Source organism: Micromonospora sp. NPDC023869, from assembly GCF_055559695.1.
Window position 1 is genome coordinate 1,194,322 of the sequence record NZ_JBVHKD010000001.1, and the last position, 24,871, is coordinate 1,219,192.

Here is a 24,871-nt window from a genome sequence, read left to right on the forward strand (position 1 = left end):
CAGGGGGGACCGGGGCGCGTGCCCCAGGGGGCAGGGGCACGCGCCCCGGCTCGGGGGGAGAAAAGCTCTACAGGTTGCCGAAGGTGTCGTACCGGGTCTGTTGCGGCGGGACGTCGTCGGCGGCGAGCACCCGCAACGTCGACCGGACCATCGAGGCGGACCCGGAGACGTAACAGTCGTGCGCGGTCCACGGCCCGTACCGGGCCACCACGTCGGAGATGTCACCCTGCTCGCCGTCGAAGTCCGGGTCGTCGCTGCACGCCGGGGTGACCGACAGCCACGGATGGTCAGCCACCAGTTCCCGCAACCGGTCGAGACCGTACAGGTCCGCCTCGGTACGGGCACCGTAGAAGACGTGCACCCAACGCGCCCGGTTGAAGCCGGCCAACTCCTCCACCAGCGCTTTGATCGGTGCCAGCCCGACCCCACCGGCGACACAGAGGATGTCCCGCTCCGACGCGCGGTCCAGCGTCATCGAACCCATCGGCGCGGCCACCCGCAGCAGGTCACCCGGCTTGATCCGGCGGACCAGGGCACCCGAGACCCAGCCGGCGGCCTCCGACGGCGTACGCACGTGGAACTCCAGCACGTTCTCGTCGTTCGGGGCGTTCGCCACCGAGTACGTCCGCCACACCCGGGGATGGTGCCGGGGCGCCTCCACGCTGACGTACTGGCCGGCCTTCCAGGACAGCGGATGTTGCAGCGCCCGGCAGGTGAAGACGGCGGTGTCCGAGCCGTACCGCCGGTGGGTCAACACCTCCGCGTGCCAGAACGGTGGGTTGTCGTCCGCCGCCGCCCCGGCCAGCATCTTCTCGGCGATCGCCGCGTACGCGTCCCGCCACGCCTGGTCGTACTCCAGGTTCCAACCGTCCCCGGCGGTGCTGCGCAACGCGTCCAACAACGCGACACCCATCGTGTCGTAATGCGCCGTGTCGACGTGGTACTTGCGGTGGTCCCGGCCCAGCGCCCGCAGGAACTCGTCGAACCCCTCCGGGTCGTCGACGGTGTGGATCGCCGTGATGATCGCTTCGAGGAGCCGGTCGCCCTGCCCGGACATCTGCACCGGGAACAACTTGCGCAGCTCCGGGTCGAGGAGGAAGACCCGCGCGTAGAAGTGGTCGGTCAACCGGGCCCGATCCTCCTCGACCAGGGCCCAGCTCTCCTTCAGCAGCCGCGCGAAGTTGTCCACCTGGGAGCGCTCCTTCTTCTGCCGGCGGGATCGGGAACACCGATAGAATGTCCACGGAGCGTGCATGAAGGTCGCACAGAATGTGCGATCCGACGTGAGGCGCGCTCAGTGGCACCCGGATGCCACCAGCGCAGACGGTCGGGCACAGTGGTGCGGTGACCGCAGAGCTCACCCGCCCGACGTCCCGTCGGACACTCGGCACCGAGACGATGCTCGTGCTCGGCCTCTCGCTCGGCCAGTCGGCCGTCTACGCCACCGTTTCGATCATCGCGAAACTGACCGCCGAGGGCGGACTCTCCCGGCAGACCGCCGCGCTGAACACCTCCGCGTCGGCCCGGCCGTATCTCGACCTCACGTACCAGCTGCTCGGCATCGTCTTCGCGCTGCTGCCGGTGCTGCTCGCCGTACACCTGCTCACCCGTGACCCCGGCGACCCGGTACGCACCCTCGGCCTGGACGCCCGACGGCCCTGGGCCGACCTCGCCCAGGGAGCCGGGCTGGCGGCCCTGATCGGACTCCCCGGCCTGGTGCTGTTCTGGGCGGCGGCCCAACTCGGCATCAACGCCACCGTGGTGCCGGCCGCGCTGCCCGACCTGTGGTGGACCGTGCCGGTGCTGATCCTCGCCGCCTTCCAGAACTCGATCCTGGAGGAGGTGATCGTGGTCGGCTACCTGATGACCCGGCTACGGCAGCTCCAGTGGCGAGTCGGCGCGATCATCGCCACCAGCGCCCTGCTCCGCGCCTCCTACCACCTTTACCAGGGCTTCGGCGCATTCATCGGCAACGCGATCATGGGCATCGTGTTTAGCCTCTTCTATCTGCGTACCCGCCGGGTGATGCCGTTGATCGTGGCGCACGCCCTGCTCGACATCTTCGCCTTCGTCGGCTACAGCCTGCTGCCCCGAGAATGGTTCGACTGGCTCTGACCGCGCAGGTCCCTCGTCCGGTGGCGGTCGCGCTCCCGGATGGTCGGGCTGGCCTCCGTCGGGGGCGCGGGGTGCCGTGGGGTCCGGGGGGCCGTGGTCAGCGACGTCGGGGCGGGCGGTAGGCGGCGACCGCGCGGGAGGCCAGCCGCTGCGCCGCCGCCGAGTCACCGACCGCCGCCGTCACCAGCGCCGCACCCGGCAGCACCCGGGACGCCCACCGCAACGCCAGCCAGCCGCCCGCCTGCGCGGCCAACGGCGCCGCCAGCCGCCAGGCCGCCTCGGCAGCCCTCGGCCCCGGCTGCTCGCCCGGCCCGTCCGCCGCCCGAGCCGCCGCCAGCGCCGACCGCGCACTCGCCTCGTCCGGATGCACCTGCGCCAACACCAGCAACTCCACCGCCCGCTCCGGATCCGCCGGATCGCGGCCGTACGCCGCCGCCAGGTGCAGCACCAGGTTCGCCTGCGTCCAGAGCACCGCCGCCAACTCCACCACCGGCGCGAACGCACCCGCCAACGATGCAGTCGCCCCGCCGACCCCCGCCTGCCGGACGAACCGCTGGCCGGCGAGCCGGGCCAGCCCGTCGCCGTCCGCCTCCGGGTACCGCTGCCGCAGCCGCCGCGCCCACGCCGCCGCCCCCGGCCCGAGCGCCTCGACCGCCGTCAGGGCGAGCAGCTCCGGGGCATAGCCCGGGTGGTCCAGCACCCGCACCACGAGCATCCGCAGATCAGGCGTACGCCCAGCGAGCCCCGCCTCGCTCCCGTCGGCCGAGGTGGCGCCGGTCAGCGGCGTCGGCTCGGCCAGTGCAGGTGGGCGCGAGGTTGCCTCGGCCGGTGTGGGTGAGGTCGGGGTCGGCTTGCCTGGAGCCGGCTCAGGTCGGGTCGTCTCAGCGGATTTCGGTCGCGTTGGATCCGACTCGGTCGGATCGCCAAGGTCGGCGTCGGTCTGCGCTGCGGCGGTCAGCGTCGTGGTCGGCTCGGCCGAGATCGGTTCGACGGCCTGCTCCGCGTGGAGGGCGTCGTCGGTCCGGTCCGACGCGACCGGCTTCGTCTGCGGCGTCGCACTGTCCGGCCCGGCTCCGGCTGCCGCGACCCCGGTCGCCTTCGTCGCAGTCTTCCGTGCCGGTGCGGCCTTCACGGCTGCCTTCCTCGCCGTCCTCTTCACCGGGGCTGACCCGGAGGAGGGAGTCTCAGCCGTCGCTGCCTTCCTCGGCGCGGCCCTTCTGGCCACCTTCCGGGCCGAACCCGCCTGCGCCGCCGCAGTCGCATCGTTCCGCCCGTCGCCAGCCGACGGTGCCTCGGTCGCGTTCGGCTGCCCGTCGCTCGGCGAGGGTGCCTCGGTCGCATCGTGCTGCTCGGTGCTCGGCGGCGTCGTGAGGGCTGCCGCCGACGTCCTGCGGTTGTCGGCGGGGCCGGTGGCGACCGGTTCCGGCCGGGTCGGCTCGGGGTTCGATCGAGGCGCCTTCTTCGCGGCGGCCCTGCGGCGCGTGGGCGCAGGGGTGTCAGGAGCTGCCCCGTCTGCTCCGGGGCTCCCGCTTCGGCCCGGCCGGCCTTCCGTATCCGATGCCGGTCCGGCCTCGGGTGGGGGTGCAGTCGCAGACGGTGGCGTGGGGGTGAACGGCGTCCTCGACGAAGCGGGACGAGTCTGGCGCGGCACCGGCTGCTCCGGGACGGGGGGCGGCTGGAAGATCACACCCGGCGCGGCCTTCGTCCGAGGAGGTCGACGCCCGCCCTCGTCCTCCTGCGGCTCAGCCTCGCGCGGAGGCACGGGCGCCGGAGGGGGTGTGAACGTCGCCTTCGGGGAGCGGCGACGCGCATCCCGAGCAGGTTCCGGACGGTCATGATCGCGTGGCGACTCCTCCTGCATGTCGATGGAGCGTAGTCGCGATCACGGCGCCGCACAGCGCAAGAATCCCCTCGCCGGTCTGCGGGTCGGCGGGATCCGGTAGTCGCTTTGCCCCCGGACGGGCGGGGCCTGTATCCTCGGGCGCGGTGGTCTGCAGGCCACCAGGGAGACTTCGCCTAGTCTGGTCTATGGCGCCGCACTGCTAATGCGGTTGGGGTCTTAAAGCCCCTCCCGGGTTCGAATCCCGGAGTCTCCGCGCGAAAGCCGGGTGTGTAGACTGGCTGAGCACCAGCGCCCGTAGCTCAACGGATAGAGCATCTGACTACGGATCAGAAGGTTAGGGGTTCGAGTCCCTTCGGGCGCACAAGATCGACAAGGCTCTGACCTGCTGTAACGGCGGTCGGGGCCTTGTCTGTTTCTGTCCATGAGGGACGGTTGGCTGCTCGGTGGCTGCTCGTGCGACGAGCATCCCCTGCGTGTCGGTCTGTCCGGGGGCGTCCGGTCGGGTCCATGCGAGCTTGACGATTCCGAACTCCCGCCCTGCCTCAATTAATCCACGAAGATTGATCGAATGCGTGGAGGGAGAGGTGGGGTGAGGGGCGTGGTTCCGCATCTTGCCGTCGAGTTGGACCGGTGCGCTTTGCCTTGTGGTGCGAGGTGGTGGGCCTGGGGGCCGCCACCAATGACGACGATCTCGTCGAGCCCTGGGGGCATCCGGATCTGCCGATAAGCGTACGTCGTGCGGTCGGTGATGCTCTCCGGGCCAAGGTCACGCTCGATCCGGGATCGAGTGGCATCCCAGCGCTTCCGTAACCACTCGATCCCGGATCGAGCACGACCTTGAGGTTGGCGAGCGAGTGAGCCGGCGGGACGTTGATCCGAGGCGCGGACATGCCGTTGTCCGCGTGCCACGGACGGTGACTGCTCTCGAGCCAACCTACGTCCGGACGTGGCCGAGATGAGGGGGCGTTTCGTTGGTGAGTCACCGTAGTGCTGCTGCGAGGTCGGCGGCGTTGTCGAACGCGGGTGCGGCCCTTTCGGACTCGTCTTTCGTGAGCGTGACGGACTGGGCGCGGGCCAGCATCTCGGTCGCGGTCTTCGGATCGTGCAGCACCATCGCGAGTTCGGCGCGGTAGACCAGGACCTCCACCTGCTCGACCGGGTCGTCGTCGGCCTGCGGGCGGGCCAACGCGCTGTCGAGGATCCGAACGGCCTGTCCGACGCTTCCCCGGGAATCAGCCTGCACGACAGCATTGGCCAGGGCCTTGGCGAGCCGCCCGGTAGGCGTGGTGGCCGGCATGAGGGCGGCGGCGTCCCGGAAGACGCGGATCCAGTTGCCGCCCGGGTCGATGACGCTGAATCCGCCGACCCCGTCGGCGTTCTTCCGCGCCCTGGGCCGGGTCATCCGTGGTGTTCCGGACACCAGGACCTTGCCGTAGGCGGCGCGCATGCCGGCGGCGAATGCCCGGTGTAGTCCCTCGATGTCCGCGGTGAGTACGAGGCAGGAGCCATAGGACTGCTCCGGGTCGAATCCGGCGATCTCGAAGAACTGTAGATGCAGGTCCTCCCGCTGCACCCCCACGCACGGGTTGGGCTTGCGCTGCTTGTACGTGGTGCGGAAGCCGAGAACTCCGTAGAACGCTTCGATGTCGTCAATGGATGCGCACGGCAGCAGGGGAACGGTCCGTTCGTTGGTCATGCCTCCTTCCTAGGCGTCGGGGGGTGTCCGTCGCCCATCGAAATGGCCGATCATCGCCTTCGGCCATCCGATCGGCTGATGGCCCAGAATGCAACGCTGCCGAGGCGAGCCCTCAGCGGTTGGCCAGTGGACCCCGGTGTACGCGATCGCCGTCGAGGCCACCGGAGGGCGGGTCCTGGACGAGGAGTGGGCCGAACCACGGGCAGGTAGATGCATCTCCGGCACGTTGCCGCACTACGATGCCCGGCATGCGGAGGGAGACCGGAGTGATCGCGGCGGTGGCGTTGTACGTCGACATCGTCGATCCGAACCTGCCCGACCTGCGGATCGTGACCTCGTCCCGGCCGGGCCGCCCCGCCTCGGTCGAGGCCGGCTGACCTCATGAGCCCCGGTGGCACCGATGCGAGCCTGCTGGAGCTGGTGGTGGGCTTCCTCGTCGCGGTCTCGGTCATCGCGGTGATCACGACGATCCTGCGTCGCCGCAGTGGCCGCCAGGACCTGCTGGGCACCCAGGTACGCGAGATGCAGGCGCGGGCCGCCGCCGCTGCCTCCCCGAATGCGGACACCCGCCTGCGGGACGCGGCCACCGAGATCGCCGAGGCCCGCATTCACGACGCCGCCTCCCGCGCCCCTTCTGGCGCGCTGACCTCTGACACGCCTGCTGCGGATGTGGCGTCAGACGCCGCACCCGGAGCGGGTTTTCCGGACGCCACGGCGGTGAACCGGTCGGCCCCGGACACCACTGCTCCACCGCCCGGGTGGCCGTCGGCACCCGCCGGGAACAGCGACGCGATGGCCGACGCGTTCACCTGGCTCCGGATCGCGGCACTCGTGGAAGCCGGGCAGCGCGAGCAGGCGATCGAGCTGCTCAGCAGCACAATGGCCATCTCGGCAGACGAGGCAGAGATGCTCGTCGACGGCCTGAACGACGTGGGCGGCGAGCAGCGCCCCGACTGACCAGCGTGTAGTCCGGTCGGCGATGCGCCAGCGCTAGAAGTAGACCCGGGACGGCCGAGTGCGCCGCCTTCACGCGAGAATCAACGGCCTCACCTCGCCGCAGAGCGACTCGTTCCACCCAACGCCCCGGGATACCAGGCGATGGCGACCCGGGTGGCCCAGGTCCTCCCTCCACTCTGACCACCTCGACATGCCGCAACCGGGCACCCTGGCCCTGCCAGGGGCACCCCACATCGGCTCGCCCGTCACCAAGGACAAAGGAGTGCGGTACGCGACGAGGTCAGGCGATCGAAACCCTGATTCCGTCGCAGTGGTCAGACCAGCAGGCTCTCCCGCATCCGCGCGCCCAGGTTGATCCCGCCGACTACTCGGGGACCGGACGGATCGTGGACATCGAGCGTGTTGTTGCGGCGCATCACCTCGCGGACCGAGGGCGGCAGCCGGGGCGGGTCGTCCATGGCCGCGAGGACCTGCCCGGCGGTCGAGATCAGTCGATCGGCCAGCGCTGCGGCATCGGTGTCCACCCGTACCTGGCCGTGCTCCATGCCGACGGTGGTGAGGTCGAGCACCTCGAACACGCGGGTGAGGAGCGGGTTCGGGTCGGTCACCTTGTCGAGCCGGGATGCGTTACTGCCGACCACCGCGACGGCGGCGGTCACCTGCGCGTACGGGTGGAGGCCGCACGGCAGCCCGACGAGGGGCCACCGCAGTGCCGGTCCGGCCTCCTTCCACAGCGGCCGGTAGTTGCGGCGGTGCACCAGGAGCCGTCGGCCCGTCCGTCGGTACACGTCGTGGGCCTGGGCCTGCAGGTGCGTGTGGGCCTCGTCGGCGGCCTCGCTGACGATTCGGGCCGCCACCACCAGGCCGTCGTCGTCATTCAGCATCCGGGTGATCGCTTCGACCTGTTCCGGGAACCGGGCCTGTGATCCCGCGCCGTACCGGTGCCGCACGTCCCGCAGCAGTGCCTGCTGCCGCTCTGGATCGAGCTGGACTCGCCTGCTACCCAGCAACTGCCGGAGCCAACGCATCTCGCCTCGTTTCAGCCGCTGCGGACCGCGGCAATGCTAGTGCGTCGGACGCCCCTCGTATCGTCTGGGGTGCTGGGGACTCGCCGACGTGGACGGCGATGTGTGCATGTCCGGGTTCTGTGGGCATCGGACTCGAACGCTCCGGTGTGGTGGCGGGACCGCCACCACACCGGAGCGAATTTCGAGTCTGGTTGCCGAGTTCGAGAGGCCGGCCCGGCGCGGGCCGCGTGTCAGGTGAGGTGTCGTGCGAGCGATTCGCCTTCGACGTCGAAGGTCGGCACGACCTTCTGCATCCAGCGGGGCATCCACCAGATTCGCCGGCCGAGGATGAGCATGATGGCGGGAACGATGAGCATGCGGACCAGGAAGGCGTCGACGAGGACGCCGATGGCCAGCGCGAACCCGATGGTCTTGAGGATGATGTCGTCGGTGAGGGTGAAACCCGCGAAGACGCCGACCATGATGAGCGCCGCGGCGGCCACGACGCGGGCGCTGTGGGTGAAGCCGTCGATGACCGCCTGGCGCGCCGGGGTGCCGTGGACGTACGCCTCCCGCATGCGGGTGACGAGGAAGACCTCGTAGTCCATGGCCAGGCCGAACAGGATGCCGGTGAGCAGGATCGGCAGCAGGAACAGCACCGGGCCCTCGGTGTCCAGACCGACGAGTTCGTTGAGCCAGCCCCACTGGAAGACCGCGACGGTCGCCCCGAGCGAGACGCCCACCGAGAACAGGAAACCGAGTGCTGCCTTGACGGGTACCCAGATCGAGCGGAACACGGCGATGAGCAGGATGAGCGCGAGCCCCACCACGACGGCGAGATAGAGCGGGAACACCTCGGTCAGTTCGTTGGAGATGTCGACGCCGACGGCGGTGACGCCGGTGACCAGGGCGCGGGCTCCGGTCTGGTCGGGCAGGTCGGAGAGCGTGGCCCGGATGTCGGCGACGAGTTCCTTGGTCGACTCGTTCGCGGGGCCGGACTGGGGGATCACCGTGAGGGTGGCGTACTGCGTCGTGCCGAGCTGCTCTGCGAAGGCCTGCTGGGCCTGCGCGGTGTCACTGGTGATGGGCGGGATCACGGCGGTGATGTTGGAGTCGTCCTCGGCGGCCAGTGCCAGTAGCCGCTCGGTGGCGGTGCCGACCGCGGCGGCCGGGTCGGTGGCCTGCGCGGTGTCGATGACGACGAGCAGCGGCCCGTTGGCGCCCGCGCCGAAGTTGTCGGCGATGAGGTCGTAGGCGACCCGTACATCGCTTCCTGCGGGCTTGGTGCTGTCGTCCGGAAGCGCGAGTTGCAGGGAGGCCACCGGCATGGAGGCCACGACGGCAGCCGCGATGCCGGCGACGAGCGCGGGCCAGCGGAGGCGGGCGAGACCTTCGATCCAGCGGCGACCGAGGGTACGCGAGGTGCGGGCACTCTGGTCGGTGGCGGTCTCCTCGGCAGCGGCGGCGATCTGCTTCCTTACCACGCGGGTACCGGCGAAACCGAGGAGTGCGGGCAGCAGGGTCAGCGCGATGAGGACGGCGAGCGCGACGGTGAACGCGGCACCCAGCCCCATCTCGGTAAGGAATCCGATGCCGCAGAGGGCCAGGCCGACGAGGGCGATGACGACGGTGAGCCCGGCGAACACGACTGCGGAGCCTGCGGTGCCGACGGCGCGGCCCACCGCCTCCTCCAGCGGGCGTCCCTGGCGGACCTCGGCCTGGTAGCGGGACAGGATGAACAGCGCGTAGTCGATGCCGACCGCCAGCCCGAGCATCGTGCCGAGTGCCGGGGTGGTGGTGCTCAGATCGACGAAGCCGGTGAGAGCGGCGATGGAGGCGGCACCGATTCCGACGCCCACCAACGCGGTCAGCAGCGGCATTCCGGCCGCGACGAGCGACCCGAGGGTGAGGGCCAGCACCACGAAGGCGATGGCGATGCCGATCAGTTCGGCGATGGCTCCACCGATCTCCACACCGAGTACGTCTCCACCGACGGTGGCGGTCAGTCCGGCCCGCTCGGCGACGTCGCGGGCGGCTTCGAGCGCCTCCCGGTCCGAGGTGGTCAGGTCGACCGCGCCGCGGGCGTAGCTGACCGAGGCGAAGCCGGTACGCCCGTCCTCGGAGATGGCCCCGGCCTGGAACGGGTCGACGATCGACCGGACGTTCTCGGTCCTGAGCGCGGCGAGCGAGTCGGACACGGCCTGCTGGTTGGCCGGGTCTGCCAGCGTCTCGCCGTCCGGGGCCTGGAACACCACCCGCGCCGTCGCGCCGTTCGGCACGGCCTCGGGGTCCCGCTCCCTGATCAGGTCGAACGCCTGCGTCGACTCGATGCCGGACAACTCGAAGCCGTCATTCGTCTTGCCGGACAGGGTCGTCGCACCGAGCGCGACGGTGAGGAGCAGCAGGGCCCAGATTCCCGCCACGGTCCAGCGGCGTCGGAACGACCAGCGTCCGAGCCTGAACAAGTGCCATGCCATGCCGTCTCCTCCTGCGTCTCGGTGAACAGGTCCCGCGTGGGCACTTCGCCCGGCTCCAGCCGACGAAGCGCGACCTCACGGCCTGTCGTGCCGCAGACGCTAGCACGAAAATATCCGACTGGATATTTTGGTGGTGGTGGTCATAGGATCGGGCAGGCGGCGCACCCATGCCGACCGCCGATCGCTCTGGAGGTGGGCCATGACCGACCCGGAAAAGCGGGGCAGCTCGAAGCGGGGCCCGTACGCCAAGGGGCTCGCGCGGCGGCAGCAGATCATCGACGAGGTGCTGGCGGTCTACGACCGGCTGGGATACGAGGGCACCTCGCTGCGCGCCATCGGCGAGGCGATCGGCGTGACCCATCCGGTGCTCAAACACCACTTCGGCACCCGTGAGCAGCTCTTCATCGAGGTGCTGCGGGAACACGACCGCCGCTTCCTCGAGACCGCGTACGACGGGGACGCCAGCTTCGTCGACCTGATCCACCAGTCGGCCGAGCACAGCATGCGCGTACCGGGGCTGATGTCGTTGCTGAACAGCATGGTGGCCCACGCGCTGGAGGCCGGCAACGAACGCTCGCGCGCCCACTTCTCCGAGCGGTACGCCGACCTGCGCGAGCAAATTACGGGCCTGCTCGCCGAAGGCCAGGAGGCCGGGGCCGTACGTACGGACATCCCTCTGGACCAGGCGGCCTCACTCCTGCTGGCGGCGGCCGACGGCCTGGGCACCCAGTGGCTGCTCGACGGGAGCGCCGACATCAAGAGCGGCCTGCTACTGCTGCAACGTCTCCTCGCACCACCGGACCAGCAGGTGGCACAGGCCGACGGCTAGGCGGCGGCGGGACTAATCGGTGGCCTCGCCACCCGGTTCCGGCCTATCTTTCAGCGAGAACGTCTTCCTGTGCCCCCTTCCGAGAGGACATCACTCCGCGTGACCCCGCCCGCTCTGTAGACCTGACACCGCTTCGCGCATCGGTCGCCGACCTCGCCGTCGGCTCTCTTTCCGTGCCCTTCGTCAGGTCTTCAAAGGGATCATGTCTACGCGTCCTCTCATCATGTCGTTCCCCATCGGTCTACCTGTCCGGCTTTTGTCGCCGCCGACTCCCGCTGGTCACTGTCAGTCCGACACCGCCTCCACCCTCGTCATTCATGGTCTTCCCGAACCGCTGATCGTGCGGTGGCGCCGGGGAGAGCGGCAGAGGTTCACTCGTCCGGTGCGAAGCCGTCGCCGCGGGCCCGAGCCGGGGCGGGAGATGCAGTGGCCTCGCCCCGGGCTGCATCACGCCTCGGTCCGCGCGTGGTCGCGGGTCGCCGATCGCGACCGATGGTCGGGACCGGTGCGGTTCCGGCGCCGGCGGTGAACGCGTCAAGCGGTCGATCCGACCGTGGCGGTTGCATGTGCGGCGACCGTGTCGGGCGATGGCCTGAGCTTCTTAGTTAGTTCTGAGCTCCGGAGCAGGCGTCCCTACCGGAGCATGGTTGCGCTCCGGTAGGGACGGCGCACCCGTCTGTGGCTACGTCTTGTGATCGCTCTTTACACCGAACGTCTCCGATGCCTACTGTTCGTGCATCGACTGGCTTGATCACGGGGGTGTCAGGTGGCTGGTGACCGCACGGGTGCGTCTCGGCGTTGGTGGACAGTGGGGTTGACGCTGGCACTGGTGTCGTCGCCGCTGGCAGCGCCCACCTCGGCCGGGGCGGCAGCGTCCACCTCGACCGAGGCGCCACCGCCACCGGCGGCGGTGACCTCCAACGACTACCTCAGCGACGGTGCGCCGCGCGGCGGCGTCGGACTGCCCGGCACGTTCGAGGTGATCCCGCCGACGACCCGCACACACGAGGTGAAGGAGTACGCCTACAGCCTCGAATCCGGTGTGGTGAGCGCAGCGGAGACCGTCGCGGCGCGGCCGACGGACCACGGCGCATCGATCACGGTGGCACCACGGCATGACGGCACCAACGTGCTCCACGTCTGGTCGAAGAGTCATGCGGGTCGGATCTCCACCCAGGTGACGTACATGTTCTTCGTCCGAGCCGACTCCGGTCCCGCCGCCCGCTGGATGTTCGAGGAGACGGGTGCCACCGCGACCGATGTCTCCGGCCACGGCAACGCCCTGACACTCGGTGAGTCTGCGGTCCGGGTCGCCGGCCGGTCCGGGGTGGGCACCGCGCTGTCGCTGCCGGGCACAACTGCGGCGACCAGGACCGCAGCGCTCCACACCCCGCACCCCTTCACCGGTGCGTCGACCCCGATGAGGACCGACGCGAGTTTCACCGTCGCCGTCTGGGCCAGGATCAGCTCGACGTCGGGTGGCGACGTGCAGACCGTGGTGAGCGCGAGCGGCTCGCGGACGTCCGCGTACCACCTCGGCTTCTCCGGCGGTGACCAGCGGTGGCGCTTCTCCATGGCGGCCGCCGACACCGACGACGCGGCCCTGCACAGCGTGCTGTCCGACGCGGCGCCGACGGTGGACAGGTGGACGCATCTTGCCGGCGTCTACGACGCGAGCACCAAGACGATGACCCTGTACGTCAACGGTGTCGCCCAGGCCGCGACCACGACCCTGGTCGGCGGGTTCGACGCCACCGCAGAGGTGGCGGTCGGCAAACGCAGGTGGAACGGTGGCGACGACGGCTTCTTCACCGGCCTCGTCGACGACGTACGGGTGTACACCTCCGTCGAGACCTCGACGGAGCTGGCGAAGCTGGCCGTGCCGCTGCCGCCGACGGTCACGTTCCCGCAGGGCAGCGAGGTCACCGGGGGTGGACAGATCACCGTACGGTTCGACGCACGTGGTGACACGAACGTCACCGCCTTCCGGTACAGCATGGGCGACGCCGGCCTCGGTAGCACGGTGAATGCCGCCACGCCGGGCGGCACGGCCACCGTCACCCTCGACGTCGGCGATACCAGGGGTTCCCGCCCGGTCTACGCGGCAGCGGTCGCCGACGGAAACCGGGTGAGCGACAAGAACGACGGTGAGTTCACCGTGAGGTCGGCGACGAGCCTGTCCGGGAACGTGTGGAACGAATACTTCCTGCCGTTGGCGGGGGCGGTGGTCCAGTTGCAGCCCGGCGGATACCAGACCACCTCCGCCGCCGACGGCAGCTACGCCCTGACCGGCGTGCCGCCGGGGACGTACACCGTCACCGCGACCTTCGGCGGTGAGTGCGGTCTGTCGTACAGCCTTCCGCTGGAGATCGATGGCCAGGGGTTGGCGTTCGATTTCTTCCTCGGCGATTTCGGCGGCGACCCGGGTGACGCCTGTTCCGAGTAGTGCAGCGCATCCGTTCCGAACCGGCCCTCTCGTCGGTCGGCAGGGGTGGGTGGATCTGTTGTCGTTGGGGCGACAACAGATCCACCCACCCCCCTGTGCATCCGGCCCTGCGGGCAGGAGTGATGAGTTGTCGGGCCCGCGCCCGTCATACCTACGTCAGGACCCGACGAGGCATGAGGATGGCGTGATGGACGAGCAGGTCATGAGCGGTCTGGGCGAGGTCGACGAGTCGGCGTTCTCGGGGCTGGCGGAACGGCACCGGCGGGAGCTGCACGTGCACTGCTACCGGATGCTGGGGTCGTTCGAGGACGCCGAGGACACCGTGCAGGAGACGTTCCTGCGTGCCTGGCGTCGGCGGGAGACATTCGAGGGACGGTCGACGTTCCGGGCCTGGCTGTACCGGATCGCCACCCACGCCTGCCTGGACCTGCTCGCCAAACGCCGCCCCGAACCGGCCACCGGGGGCGAGGTGCTCTGGTTGCAGCCCTACCCGGACCGGCTGCTCGACGAGTTGACCACCGGCGACGCGGACGAGCCGGAGGCGGTCGCCGTCGCGCGGGAGACGATCGAGCTGGCGTACCTGGTCGCGGTCCAGCATCTCGCGCCGCGCCCACGGGCGGTGCTGATCCTGCGGGACGTGCTCGGCTGGCCGGCGAAGGACGTCGCGGATCTCCTGGGGGACTCCGTCAACTCGGTGAACAGCGCGTTGCAGCGGGCCCGCGCCGGCATGCGCGAGCACCTGCCCGCCGAGCGCCAGGACTGGACCGGCGGGGAGGAGGACGCCGGCACGCGCGAGCTGGTACGCCGCTACACCGACGCCAGCGTGGCCACGGACATCGGTGGGCTCACCGCGCTGTTGCGGGAGGACGTCCGCTGCTCGATGCCGCCCACCCCGGGCCTGTTCGTCGGCCGCGACACGGTGGTGAAGGACTGGGTCGACAACGGCTTCGAGGACATGACGAACCTGCGCGCCGTCCCCACCTCGGTGAACCGGCAGCCGGCGATCGCGTTCTACCACCGACGGGAGGAAGGAGCCGCGTACCTGCCGCTGACCATCGACGTCCTGCGGATCAGCGGCGGAGCGATCACCGAGATCATCACGTTCCACGCCGACCAGTTCCCCCGGATCGGTGTGCCGACGTCGCTGCCGGCGGACGGCACCGAGCAGTCCCGGTCCCGATCCGGCGCGCAACGAGAGGAGCAACGACCGGCGGAAACGTCGCGACCATCGCCGCCCTCCTCGGGCTGCACCTGGTCCCTGCGGCGGTGATGATCCCCGTCCTCACGCGAGAACTCCGGCGTTGTGAGAGCCGGCCGTAAGGGCGGGTAGCGCGTTCTTCCTGGGAGGACTGGGACCAGGCTGTTGCCGGACCGGATACCTACCGTGGTCGACATGGCGAATTCGAGACTCGGGGGCCTGTTCAGCGCGACCTGCGGCGTCCTGTTGCTCGTGGGTTGCTCCGCCGAGGCGGGCAGTGGTGGTGCCGCTTCCGACGGCGCGACGCCGCACTCGGCGACTGCCGCACCGACTGCGACGCCGTCCGCTGTGACGCCACCGGCGGGGGCGGGTGACGTGTCGCCGCACCCGTACGTCGGGATGTGGGTGACGGCCGACGGCCACATCCGGCAGATGCTGCTGCCGGACGGCCGGTACGACGAGGCCCGGGGCGAGCGGGAGAGCGCCTACACGGGTTCCTACCAGGTCGTCGGGACCCGGATCGAGTACGTCGACGACACCGGTTTCAGCGCGGACGGCACCTTCGACGGGGACGTGCTGCACCACGCGGGATACGTCTTCTATCGCGAGGGCAGCGACGCGCACCGGCGAGCGAGGACGGACGGATAGGGACCAGGTTGGGTTCGCGGGTCAGCGGAGCCAACGGCTGACGGCCAGGGTGCCCAGCAGCCGCAGTGCTTCGGCGCTGCGGCTGTGCGGCTCCGCCCGGTACACGATCAACTGCTGGCCGGGCGCGTCCCGTACGTCGAACGCGTGGTACGACAGCGTCAGCTCGCCCACCGCGCCGTGCCGGAACGTCTTCGCCTCGTGCGTCTTGCCCTGTACGTCGTGCCGCCCCCACAACCTGCGGAACTCCGGGCTCGCGGCACCCGTCTCCTCGACCAGCTCCCGCGCCCGCCGGTCGTGCGGGTCGTGGCCGAGGGCCAGACGCAGGTTCGCCACACACGCCTCGGCGGTACGCCGCCAGTCGGCGAAGAACGTCGTACCGGCCGGGTCGAGGAAGGCCATCCGGACGAGGTTGTCGGCCTCGGCGAAGTCCGCGTAGAACGCGTCGGCCAGCGCGTTGCCGGCCAGCAGGTCGAGTCGCCGGTCGATGACCACGGCCGGGGTGTCCGGCCAGGCGTCGAGTAGTTCCCGCAGGCTCTGCCCGACCTGCGGTCGAGCGGGAGTCGGCGTACTGCCGGGTGAGAGCCCGGCCAGCCGGAAGAGATGGTCGTGGGCGTCCGGCCCGAGGTCGAGCGCCCGGGCCACGGCGGCCAGCACCGACGAGGACGGGTTGCGCTCCCGGCCCTGTTCGAGCCGGGTGTAGTAGTCGACGCTCACCCCGGCCAGCACCGCGACCTCCTCGCGGCGCAGCCCGGCGACCCGTCGGGTGCCACTGGAGACGAGGCCGACGTCGCCCGGGGTCAACCGGGCGCGTCGGGCGGTGAGGAACGCCCCGAGCGCGGTCGTCGGCATGCCACCAACGGTATCCGTGCGGGCGCCGGCCAGGCAGGGTGCGGCACACCCTGGTTCGGTCCGGCCTGGCTGCCGACTCCGCCGCCGGTGACGGTGGAACCACGAAACCCCACCCCAGGAGGTACGCCATGAGCAGCCCCATGCTCGACGAGGCGGTACTGGCGGAGATCGCCGGGAACACCGGTGACCAGCACCGGCCACTGATGTTCGTCAACGCCGCCATCCACACGCTCGACCCGGTGATCGGTGACTTCGCCACGGCTGACCTGTTGGTCGGTACGACCGAGATCGTCGCGGTCGGCACCGGCCTGCACACCGCCGCCGAGGACGACGGCGCGATCGTCATCGACTGCACCGGCCTGGCCATCGTGCCCGCCGTCGTGGACGGTGTCGCCGTCGCCGGCCTGCGCGTTCGTCCGGCCGACCGGGTCGGCGCGCTCACCCCCGGAAACCCGGCCACCTTCGCCCTGATCGCCGGCCCGACCGGCGGCAGGTCCGTGCTGGAGATGATCGTCTGGCGTCCGGAGCAGGCCGCCGCGATCGTCGTCGACGGCGAGATCGCACTGGTCAACGGCCGTCGGCTCACGCCCGCCCCGATCGAGCCCGAGCCGGGACCACGATCGGTCGAGAGCCCCTACCTGGGCATGTGGATCGACGAGACCGGTTTCCTGCACCAGGATCTCACCGCCGACGGCCGGTACGACGAGACGCGGGGCGGCCGACCGCACGCGTACCAGGGCGCGTTCTGGATCGACGGCGACCGGATCGTCTACCGCGACGACCTGGGCTTCTGGGCGTACGGCCGGTTCGTCGACGGGGTCCTGCACCACGCCGGTTACGTCCTGCGCCGCCGGTGACCGCAGACAGCGAAGGGAGAGTTCGATGATGTTGTTCAGCGGAGGCACGGTCGTCACCATGGACCCGGCCATCGGCGACCTGGAACGAGGTGACGTGCTGGTCCGCGAGGACCGGATCGTCGCGGTCGGCCCGGACCTGCGGTCTCATCCGGAGGCGGCGGGCGCGACCGTGATCGACACGACCGGCCGGATCGTCAGTCCCGGATTCGTCGACACTCATCGGCACGCCTGGCAGGCGCAGATGCGCCGCAGCATCCCGGACGTGACCGACCTGGGGGCGTACGTGATGTCGACGCTGGCCGGGATCGCGCCCGTCTACACAGCCCACGACATGTACGTCGGCACCCGGCTCGCCGCGCTCACCGCCCTCGACGCCGGCATCACCACGATGCTCGACTTCTCGCACAACTCCCGTACGGCGGCGCACTCGGACGCGGCGATCCAGGCGCTGGTCGACACCGGCATCCGGGGCGTACACGCGTCCATGGGTCCGCACTTCGGTGAGTGGGACCGCCAGTGGCCGGGCGACCTGGCCCGGTTGTGCGGGGCGTACCAGGGGACGAACGGTGGCCTGGTGACCCTGCGCCTGGCGGCGTTGGCCACCGACGAGATCGCCGGTCCGGCCCTGGCCTACGGGCCGGAGTTGGCGGCCGTCGCCCGCGATCTCGACCTCGGGGTCAGCGTGGACGCGGTGTTCGGCGTGCCGTCGTCGGCGGCGATCCTGCGCTGGGCCGCCACCGGGCTGCTCGGCCCGGACCTGACCCTGATCCACGCCACGGGGCTCACCTCGCAGGCGTGGCAGGCGATGGGCGACGCCGGAGTCACCGTGTCGCTGGCCCCGACCTCCGAGGCTCAGATCGGCCTGGAGACGGCGGTACCCGCGATCGACGAGGCGCTGGCCGTCGGTATCCGGCCCGGACTCAGCATCGACGTGGAGGTGGCGCTGGCCAGCGACATGTTCACCCAGATGCGTACCCTGCACGCGATCCAGCGGATGCGTGCGGTGAACGCCGCGTACGGCACGGACACCACGCCGGACCGGATCACCACCCGCGACGTGCTGGACTTCGCCACGACGCAGGGCGCGCGGACCAACGGACTCGGTGACGTCACCGGCTCCCTCACTCCAGGCAAGCAGGCGGACCTGCTGGTGGTCGCCGCCGACGACGTCAACACGATGCCGCTCAACGACGCGGTCGGCACGCTGGTGCTCGGTGCCGACGCCCGCAACATCGAGACCGTCGTGGTCGCGGGCCACGTGCGCAAGCGGAACGGTCAGCTCGTCGGCGTGGACCTGGACGACCTGCGCCGACAGGTGACCGAGTCCCGCGACGCGATCCGCAAGTCCGTGGCCAACGCCTGACCCCGCACACCGTTCCCGCACACCGTCCCCGCACACCGTCCCCGTGCGCGATCATGGAGTTGTGGCCGCCGCGAAAAGGTTTAATCGGACAGAACCTTGGCCGCGGCTCCATGATCGACGGGGCGAGGCGACGCCATCCGCACGCCAGTAGCGGCAGCCTGCGATGGGGTGGACCGCGTTACTGGGGCCGGGCGTTCCGGCTGCCAACCCCGACTTCACCAGGGATGACTGTGCCGGGGTCGCTCCGTCAGGTAACCCCATTGGCTCCCTTTGCTCTGCTTCAACCCGCGCAACGGTTTCCGTGCGGGAGCGGTGCGTGGGTTGAAGCAGAGCAAAGGCGGCCGGGAGGACATGGGACTGCCGGATCGGAGGCGCCGCTGAGCTGCGTCGCGATCCCGGACGGCCGATACCGGCCCGGCGACCAGCCGCCACCGGGAGTCGTTCTGCAACAAACCTGCACATCTCCACTCTTGCGCCGCGAGTAAGCGCTTTCCTAGCCTGAGATTACATCGATGTTTCGCTCTATGGCCATTTCGAGGGCTTACGAAACTCAGTCACCTGCGGTGTCGGGCTGTGCAGGACGTGTCTCGCGCCGCGCTCACTCCCGAGGAGTCCATCAGTGAGAACCACAGTGCGACACAGGCTTCTGGCCAGCGGTACCGCCGTGGTCGCGGTGGCCGTGGTGGCTGCGGCGCTGCCGTTGACCCATGCGTCGGGCGCGGCGGACGGCCTCGTCGCCGCCTCGGTCGTCGCCAACGCGACCAACCTCAGCATCGGTGCCGGCGCCGACGGCTCCAGCAAGGGCGGCGGCACCAGCTACGGCGACGTGATCGACGGCAACGTGAGCACATACTGGTCGCCGTCCGGCTCGACCGGCCGCATCTCGGTCAAGTGGGGTTCCGCCACCACGGTCGGCTCGGTCACCATCCGCGAGGCGTCCGGCACGGTCGGGGTCATCGGCGGCTGGCGACTCGTCAACAACGACACCGGCGCGACCCTGGCCAGCGGGACCGGGGCCGGGACGATCACCTTCGCCGCCACCTCGCTGCGCAAAATCAACTTCGAGATCACCAGCGCGAGCGGTACGCCGAGGGTCGCCGAGTTCGAGACGTACGCCTCCGGCACGACGACTCCGCCGACCACGCCGCCGCCGACGACCGGGCCGACCACCCCGCCGCCGACCACGCCTCCGCCGACCACCCCGCCGCCGTCGTCGAACACCCTGTACGTGGCGCCGACCGGCACCGACAGCGCGCCCGGGACGCTGGCGAGCCCGACGACGCTCACCTCCGCGATCACCCGGATCACCGCGGGCGGGACGATCTTCCTGCGCGGCGGCACCTACCGCTACTCGCAGACGATCACCATCGGCCAGGGCAACAACGGCACGTCGAGCGCCCGCAAGAACATCTTCGCGTACGCGGGGGAGACCCCGATCCTGAACTTCTCGGCGCAGAGCGAGGACCCGGCCAACCGGGGGCTCGAAATGGGCGGCTCGTGGTGGCACGTTCGGGGCATCGTCGTCGAGCGGGCCGGGGACAACGGCATCCTGCTCGCCGGCAACAACAACATCGTCGAGCGGGTGGTGACCCGCCACAACCGGGACTCCGGGCTCCAGCTCTCACGGCTGATCGCCAACGCGCCCCGCGACCAGTGGCCCTCGAACAATCTCGTGGTGAGCACGGTGTCGCACGACAACGTGGACTCCGACGGTGAGGACGCCGACGGGTTCGCCCCGAAGCTGACCGTCGGCGCCGGCAACGTCTTCCGCTACACGGTCGCCCACAACAACATCGACGACGGGTACGACCTCTACACCAAGAGCGACACCGGCGCGATCGGCGCGGTGACCATCGAGTCCTCCCTCGCCTTCGGCAACGGCACCCTGAGCAACGGTGGTCAGGCCGGCAACGGTGACCGCAACGGCTTCAAGCTCGGTGGTGAGGACATCGCGGTGAACCACACCATCCGGGGCAACATCGCCTATGACAACGGCAAGCACGGGTTCACCTACAACCGGAACCCCGGCACGATGACGGTGTCGAACAACGCCAACATCGGCAACACCGAGCGCAACTTCAACTTCGACGGCGGCTCCTCGGTGTTCCGGAACAACACCTCGTGCAGCGGTGGCTCGAACGACCGGATCATCGGCAACTCCGACAGCTCGAACCAGTTCTGGTCCGGCACCAACGGGTCCCGGTGCTCGTCGTACTCGGGGGCTCTGGGTTGGTCCTTCGCCTCCGACGGCCGGCTGGTCGTGACCTTCGGCGGCCGGGTGGTCACCCCGTAACGGGCCCGGACGGCGTCGGCGTCACCGGTGTGGTGACGCCGACGTCGTTCACCGGGGGTTCATCCGAGAATCAAAGCTCGTTCATAGGTACGCCTGTTGGGATTCGTGGGCACCTGTCGCCTACGGATCGGCCAACATCCCATGCTCACCTGGCGCAACCGGGCACCCGCCCGTCCCGAAACGCGTACGCCATCGGCACCGACCGTCGGGCCCGGCCCGGCTGCGGACCGCGACGATCAGGCCGGGCACGCCCTCCGCGCACCGAGCCGACTGCACGCGTTCAATCGGTACGAGGTCAAGTACGTGGTGCCGGTCGGTGACGTGCCGACGCTGCGTGCCGAACTGGACGCGCGAATGGGTCGCGACAGTCATGGTGGCCGGACCGGGTACGGCGTGTGGAGCGTCTACTACGACACCGATGGACTGCGCTTCTACTGGGAGAAGATCGAGGGTCTCCGGTTCCGCCGCAAACTGCGGGTACGCCATTACGGCGACCGCTCCACGATCACCGACGACAGCATCGTGCACGTCGAGATCAAGCAGCGGGTGAACCGGGTCACCCAGAAGCGCCGCGTCGCCGTACCGTACCGCCTGGCACGTGAACTCTGCGATCGCCGACAGATGGTCGAGCACCACTCCGAACAGCGGGCCTTCCTCGAAGAGGTGCTGGAACTGATCTGTGGACTGGATCTGCGTCCGGTCGCCATGACGGGTTACCAGCGGGAGGCGTTCGTCGGACGGGATTCCGACGTCGGCCTGCGAGTCACCATCGACCATCGGGTACGCGGCCGGGACCGCGACTTCCACCTGGGCGCCGAGGCGGAGAACCGGCTCATCGTGCCGGCCACGCTCGCCGTGGTGGAGATCAAGGCCAACGAGCGGGTGCCGTACTGGCTCACCGACCTGGCCGCCCGGGCGAACCTGTCGATCGTCCGGATGTCGAAGTACTGCCAGAGCGTCGAGGCGTTCGGCGGCGCCCCTCGTTCCGTCTTCCACGTGAAAGACGACGCCGCCGTCTCCCATCCCTCCGCCTAGAGAGCGCTGATTCTCATGCCGTTCGAATTCCAGGACCTCTCCGGTACGTTCAGCGTCGGCGACATCGCCCTCGCCCTGTCGCTGTCCTTCCTGCTCAGCGCGATGATCGGCTGGGTCTATCGATTCACCCACCGGAACATCTCGTACAGCCAGTCGTACGTGCAGACGCTCGTCATCCTCGGCATGCTCATCTCGCTGATCATGCTCGTGGTCGGGTCCAACATCGCCCGCGCGTTCGCTCTGGTCGGCGCACTGTCCGTAGTGCGTTTCCGGAACGCCATCAAGGAGACCCGGGACGTCGGCTTCATCTTCCTGGTGATGGGCATCGGCATGGCCTGCGGCACCCGGTTCTACGTCCTGGCCGTGGTCGCCGCCGTCGTGATCAGCATGATCATCGTGCTGATGTACCGCTTCAACTGGTTCGCCGCGAACGTGCAGCGGCAGGTGGTGAAGGTGCAGGTCCCGCCGGTGGAGAACTACACCGAGTCCATCCAGGACGTGTTGGTCCGCCACACCAGTGAGTTCGAGCTGGTGAGCATGGAGACGATTCGTGGCGGCGCGTTGACCGAGATCATGTACACGGTGCGGCTCAAGAAGGGCACCGAGCCTGGTCAACTGATCGCCGCGTTGGCCGAACGCACCGGCGGTCAGCGGGTCACGGTGCTGACCGGCTACGACCAGACGGACCTGTGATGAGGCTCAAGTACCGGATCCCGGTCCGGGTCCGGCACTACTGGAAGTTCCTGGCCGGCTGCGTCGCCTTCCTGCTCGTCCTCACGGTGACGCTCAGCACGGTCCGCATCCGCCCGTACGTCACCAGCAGCGCGGTCGGCGGTGACGTGGTCACCCAGGACATCGCCGGCACCGTCGACCTGTTCGACGAGACCGTGGCACACAGCATCACGCTCGTCTTCCGCGACGCGGACTACCAGCGGATGTTGGACACCTTCTATGCCGAGGGCGAGAAGGACTACATCGAGGCGGACCTGGTCGTCGACGGCACCAGCGTGCCGAGCGTCGGTATCCGCCTGAAGGGGAACTCCACGCTGCGCAGCCTGAGCCGCAACGGCGAGACCCCGCAGGGCGGACCGGGCGGCGCGGCACCTGACGGTGCTGGTCCCATGCTGCCCGGCGCCGATCGCGACGGTGCCGGTCCTCTGCCGGAAGGCGTCGATCGCGGCGGTGCTGGTCCCGGGCCGAACGGCGGCGGGATGTCGCGGATCTCGCTCCAGGCCGAGGAACCGGAGAACCTGCCCTGGCTCATCCGCTTCGACGAGTACGTCGACGGTCGCCGCTACCAGGGGCACCGGGAAGTCTCCCTGCGCGTCGCCGGGATGGGCGGCGGCTCCACGGTGCTCAACGAGGCGGTGACGCTCGACCTGCTCGGTGACGCCGGCGAGGTGGCCCAGGAGTACGCGTACACCAGCTTCACCGTCAACGACCGGCCGACCACCGCCCGCCTGGTGGTGGAACATCCCGACGAGAACTTCACCGCGAAGATCGACGGCAGTGGGGTGCTCTACAAGTCGCTGGCCACCGGCAGTTTCACCGACAAGGGCGACGACCCGACCGCTTACGCCGACGACTTCAAACAGATCACCATGAAGGGCAGTCAGGACCTGCAACCGGTCATCGACCTGATCAGATGGGTCGAGAACGCCAGTGACACCGAGTTCGACGAACACCTCGCCGACCGGGTCGACGTGGAGTCCTTCGCCCGCTATGTGGCCTGGCAGAACCTGCTGCTCAACTTCGACGACATGTCCGGGCCGGGCCGCAACTACTACCTCTGGTACGACCTGACCAGTAAGAAGTTCACCGTGGTCGGCTGGGACTACAACCTCGCCTTCAGTGGTGACGCCGGTCAGGGCCCGCACGAGCAGGGGCGCCTCGGTGGTGGTTTCCGGGGCGGGGGTGCCACCCGTACGATGCCCGGCCAGCAGGACGCCGAGACCGGAGGTAGGGCACGTCCAGACTTCACCGCGCCGGGCACCGGCCAGCCGGGCACCGACCTGCCTGGCATGGACCTGCCCGGCATGGACCTGCCCGGCGCCGGTCAGCCAGGAGGCGTACCCGGCGCCGCCGACACGAGGCCGGAGCGTGCGGACCGTCCCGACGCCGAGGAGCCCCGTACGGGTGGGCGAGAGGGCGGTGGGCCCGGCGGTGGTGGGCCCGGTGGCGGGCCCGGCGGTGGTGGGCCCGGTGGCGGCGGCCACCTTCTCAAGGAACGCTTCCTTGCCAGCGAGACGTTCACGCAGGTGTACGAGGACGCGTACCGCGAGCTCTATCGGCAGGTCTATGCCGACGGCGCGGCCCTGGCGGCACTCGACGGCATCACCGAGGTGTTGTCGAGCGTCGACGGGCAGGACGCGCAGACCGTGACGAATGACGCGGATCGGCTGCGCACCCTGATCGGTCAACGCACCGAGAGCCTCGCCGCAGACCCGGTGATCACCCAGAGCTGAGTCGTCATGGCCCTCCGTCGATGCCCGGCGGGGGGCCCGCCGACCTGACATGTTCCTCACGTCCGCTCGGGAGGCTGGCTGCGGTCGGGCCGAGAACCGGCCGCAGCGGCCCGGGACCCTCCCGGACCGATCGGACGAAGGGCGTTGTCATGCGCAGGAACCGGACGCTGTTGATGGGTGCCGTCATGCTGATCGCGCTGTCGGCCTGCGGGGCGACGGCAGAGGAGACGAAGACGGACGACGGCACCGGACAGGTGGCCTCGTTGGCCACCCCCGAGCCGGAACGGACCGGTTCGGCGCAGCCGAAGGAGGAACGTCCGCGCGAGCGGCTCGACACCACGTCGGAGGAGTACGAGGCGTTGCTCGGGCCGTACCGCAAGTGCCTGAAGCAGCAGGGCGTCCCGGACAAGCTGACGGCCGGGCACCCCGGCCGACCGTCCGGCGAGACCAACGCCAAGGAGGCGGAGGCGTACGAGGCAGCGAACCGGATCTGTGAGCCGAAGTACTACCCGCTGCCGCCGTGGGAGAAGGACCCGGCCAACCCGGAGGCGCGGGACTTCGCGGTCGCCGTCGTGAAGTGCCTCAAGGACAAGGGCGTCAAGTACGTGGAGGTCTCCGAGGACGGCATCTCGCTCGCCTTCGGCGGCGACCAGAACCACTCCCGCTCGATCAGCATGGGCCTGGAATTCGCACCCGAGTGCGAGCGCAAGGTCGCCGCCGCGCAGAACTGACGGCGCCCGCCGAGATGTAAGCAGGGGTCCCTTCCTATACACGAGGCGTTAGGAAGGGACCC

Annotated in this window: 20 protein-coding genes and 2 tRNA genes; 16 read left to right on the forward strand and 6 right to left on the reverse strand. The window is 69.8% G+C overall.

What is annotated here, in order from left to right; genetic code table 11:
* Positions 1 to 67: 67 nt before the first annotated feature.
* Complete coding sequence (locus ACZ31C_RS05345; RefSeq protein WP_396743458.1) at positions 68 to 1,189, reverse strand: globin domain-containing protein; 1,122 nt, start codon at positions 1,187 to 1,189, stop codon at positions 68 to 70.
* A gap of 155 nt (positions 1,190 to 1,344) precedes the next feature.
* On the opposite strand from ACZ31C_RS05345, the gene ACZ31C_RS05350 reads away from it, so the two are divergent.
* Positions 1,345 to 2,115 (forward strand): CPBP family intramembrane glutamic endopeptidase, encoded by a 771-nt coding sequence (locus tag ACZ31C_RS05350; protein WP_465794275.1) that lies wholly within the window; start codon positions 1,345 to 1,347, stop codon positions 2,113 to 2,115.
* 97 nt (positions 2,116 to 2,212) lie between these two features.
* On the opposite strand, the gene ACZ31C_RS05355 is transcribed toward ACZ31C_RS05350, so the two are convergent.
* The gene (locus tag ACZ31C_RS05355) at positions 2,213 to 3,247 is read right to left on the reverse strand and encodes a hypothetical protein (protein ID WP_465794276.1); all 1,035 of its coding nucleotides are present in this window, start codon (positions 3,245 to 3,247) and stop codon (positions 2,213 to 2,215) included.
* 873 nt (positions 3,248 to 4,120) lie between these two features.
* Between ACZ31C_RS05355 and ACZ31C_RS05360 the strand changes: the two genes are divergently transcribed.
* A tRNA-Ser gene (locus ACZ31C_RS05360) sits at positions 4,121 to 4,211 on the forward strand.
* Positions 4,212 to 4,246: 35 nt separating this feature from the next.
* Positions 4,247 to 4,319 (forward strand) — tRNA-Arg (locus ACZ31C_RS05365).
* Between the two features lie 618 nt (positions 4,320 to 4,937).
* On the opposite strand, the gene ACZ31C_RS05370 is transcribed toward ACZ31C_RS05365, so the two are convergent.
* Positions 4,938 to 5,654 carry a VOC family protein gene (locus ACZ31C_RS05370; RefSeq protein ID WP_465794277.1) on the reverse strand — a complete coding sequence of 239 codons (717 nt, stop codon included), beginning with the start codon at positions 5,652 to 5,654 and terminating at the stop codon, positions 4,938 to 4,940.
* A gap of 248 nt (positions 5,655 to 5,902) precedes the next feature.
* Between ACZ31C_RS05370 and ACZ31C_RS05375 the strand changes: the two genes are divergently transcribed.
* Both ACZ31C_RS05375 and ACZ31C_RS05380 read left to right on the forward strand, forming a co-directional pair.
* Complete coding sequence (locus ACZ31C_RS05375; protein ID WP_465794278.1) at positions 5,903 to 6,031, forward strand: hypothetical protein; 129 nt, start codon at positions 5,903 to 5,905, stop codon at positions 6,029 to 6,031.
* Between the two features lie 4 nt (positions 6,032 to 6,035).
* Positions 6,036 to 6,611, forward strand: coding sequence for a hypothetical protein (locus tag ACZ31C_RS05380; protein WP_465794279.1), 576 nt, complete (start codon positions 6,036 to 6,038; stop codon positions 6,609 to 6,611).
* Positions 6,612 to 6,925: 314 nt separating this feature from the next.
* Here ACZ31C_RS05380 and ACZ31C_RS05385 read toward each other — a convergent pair whose 3' ends face one another.
* Positions 6,926 to 7,639: a hypothetical protein gene (locus ACZ31C_RS05385; protein WP_465794280.1), complete on the reverse strand. Its 714-nt coding sequence runs from the start codon at positions 7,637 to 7,639 to the stop codon at positions 6,926 to 6,928.
* A 230-nt stretch (positions 7,640 to 7,869) separates the two neighbouring features.
* On the reverse strand, positions 7,870 to 10,095 hold the full coding sequence (locus tag ACZ31C_RS05390; protein ID WP_465794281.1) for an MMPL family transporter: 2,226 nt from the start codon (positions 10,093 to 10,095) through the stop codon (positions 7,870 to 7,872).
* Between the two features lie 199 nt (positions 10,096 to 10,294).
* On the opposite strand from ACZ31C_RS05390, the gene ACZ31C_RS05395 reads away from it, so the two are divergent.
* The 4 genes from ACZ31C_RS05395 (at position 10,295) to ACZ31C_RS05410 (ending at position 15,216) form a co-directional block, all read left to right on the forward strand.
* Positions 10,295 to 10,924 carry a TetR/AcrR family transcriptional regulator gene (locus ACZ31C_RS05395; RefSeq protein WP_465794282.1) on the forward strand — a complete coding sequence of 210 codons (630 nt, stop codon included), beginning with the start codon at positions 10,295 to 10,297 and terminating at the stop codon, positions 10,922 to 10,924.
* 829 nt (positions 10,925 to 11,753) lie between these two features.
* The gene (locus ACZ31C_RS05400) at positions 11,754 to 13,370 is read left to right on the forward strand and encodes a LamG-like jellyroll fold domain-containing protein (RefSeq protein ID WP_465794283.1); all 1,617 of its coding nucleotides are present in this window, start codon (positions 11,754 to 11,756) and stop codon (positions 13,368 to 13,370) included.
* A 187-nt stretch (positions 13,371 to 13,557) separates the two neighbouring features.
* The gene (locus tag ACZ31C_RS05405; RefSeq protein WP_465794284.1) at positions 13,558 to 14,640 is read left to right on the forward strand and encodes an RNA polymerase subunit sigma-70; all 1,083 of its coding nucleotides are present in this window, start codon (positions 13,558 to 13,560) and stop codon (positions 14,638 to 14,640) included.
* 123 nt (positions 14,641 to 14,763) lie between these two features.
* Entirely contained in the window at positions 14,764 to 15,216 is a 453-nt protein-coding gene (locus tag ACZ31C_RS05410; protein ID WP_465794285.1) for an Atu4866 domain-containing protein, read from the forward strand.
* 21 nt (positions 15,217 to 15,237) lie between these two features.
* On the opposite strand, the gene ACZ31C_RS05415 is transcribed toward ACZ31C_RS05410, so the two are convergent.
* The gene (locus tag ACZ31C_RS05415; protein ID WP_465794286.1) at positions 15,238 to 16,065 is read right to left on the reverse strand and encodes a helix-turn-helix domain-containing protein; all 828 of its coding nucleotides are present in this window, start codon (positions 16,063 to 16,065) and stop codon (positions 15,238 to 15,240) included.
* A gap of 128 nt (positions 16,066 to 16,193) precedes the next feature.
* On the opposite strand from ACZ31C_RS05415, the gene ACZ31C_RS05420 reads away from it, so the two are divergent.
* From ACZ31C_RS05420 to ACZ31C_RS05450, 7 genes are all read left to right on the forward strand, one after another.
* Positions 16,194 to 16,922, forward strand: coding sequence for an Atu4866 domain-containing protein (locus ACZ31C_RS05420; RefSeq protein ID WP_465794287.1), 729 nt, complete (start codon positions 16,194 to 16,196; stop codon positions 16,920 to 16,922).
* 25 nt (positions 16,923 to 16,947) lie between these two features.
* Complete coding sequence (locus ACZ31C_RS05425; RefSeq protein WP_465794288.1) at positions 16,948 to 18,285, forward strand: amidohydrolase family protein; 1,338 nt, start codon at positions 16,948 to 16,950, stop codon at positions 18,283 to 18,285.
* A 619-nt stretch (positions 18,286 to 18,904) separates the two neighbouring features.
* Positions 18,905 to 20,578 carry a cellulose-binding protein gene (locus ACZ31C_RS05430; protein ID WP_465794289.1) on the forward strand — a complete coding sequence of 558 codons (1,674 nt, stop codon included), beginning with the start codon at positions 18,905 to 18,907 and terminating at the stop codon, positions 20,576 to 20,578.
* A gap of 141 nt (positions 20,579 to 20,719) precedes the next feature.
* The gene (locus tag ACZ31C_RS05435; protein WP_465794290.1) at positions 20,720 to 21,613 is read left to right on the forward strand and encodes a VTC domain-containing protein; all 894 of its coding nucleotides are present in this window, start codon (positions 20,720 to 20,722) and stop codon (positions 21,611 to 21,613) included.
* Between the two features lie 15 nt (positions 21,614 to 21,628).
* Entirely contained in the window at positions 21,629 to 22,306 is a 678-nt protein-coding gene (locus tag ACZ31C_RS05440) for a DUF4956 domain-containing protein (protein ID WP_465794291.1), read from the forward strand.
* Positions 22,306 to 24,078: a CotH kinase family protein gene (locus ACZ31C_RS05445; protein ID WP_465794292.1), complete on the forward strand. Its 1,773-nt coding sequence runs from the start codon at positions 22,306 to 22,308 to the stop codon at positions 24,076 to 24,078. Before ACZ31C_RS05440 ends, ACZ31C_RS05445 begins: the two co-directional genes overlap by 1 nt.
* Before the next feature lie 149 nt (positions 24,079 to 24,227).
* Positions 24,228 to 24,809 (forward strand): hypothetical protein, encoded by a 582-nt coding sequence (locus ACZ31C_RS05450; RefSeq protein ID WP_465794293.1) that lies wholly within the window; start codon positions 24,228 to 24,230, stop codon positions 24,807 to 24,809.
* Positions 24,810 to 24,871: the final 62 nt, after the last annotated feature.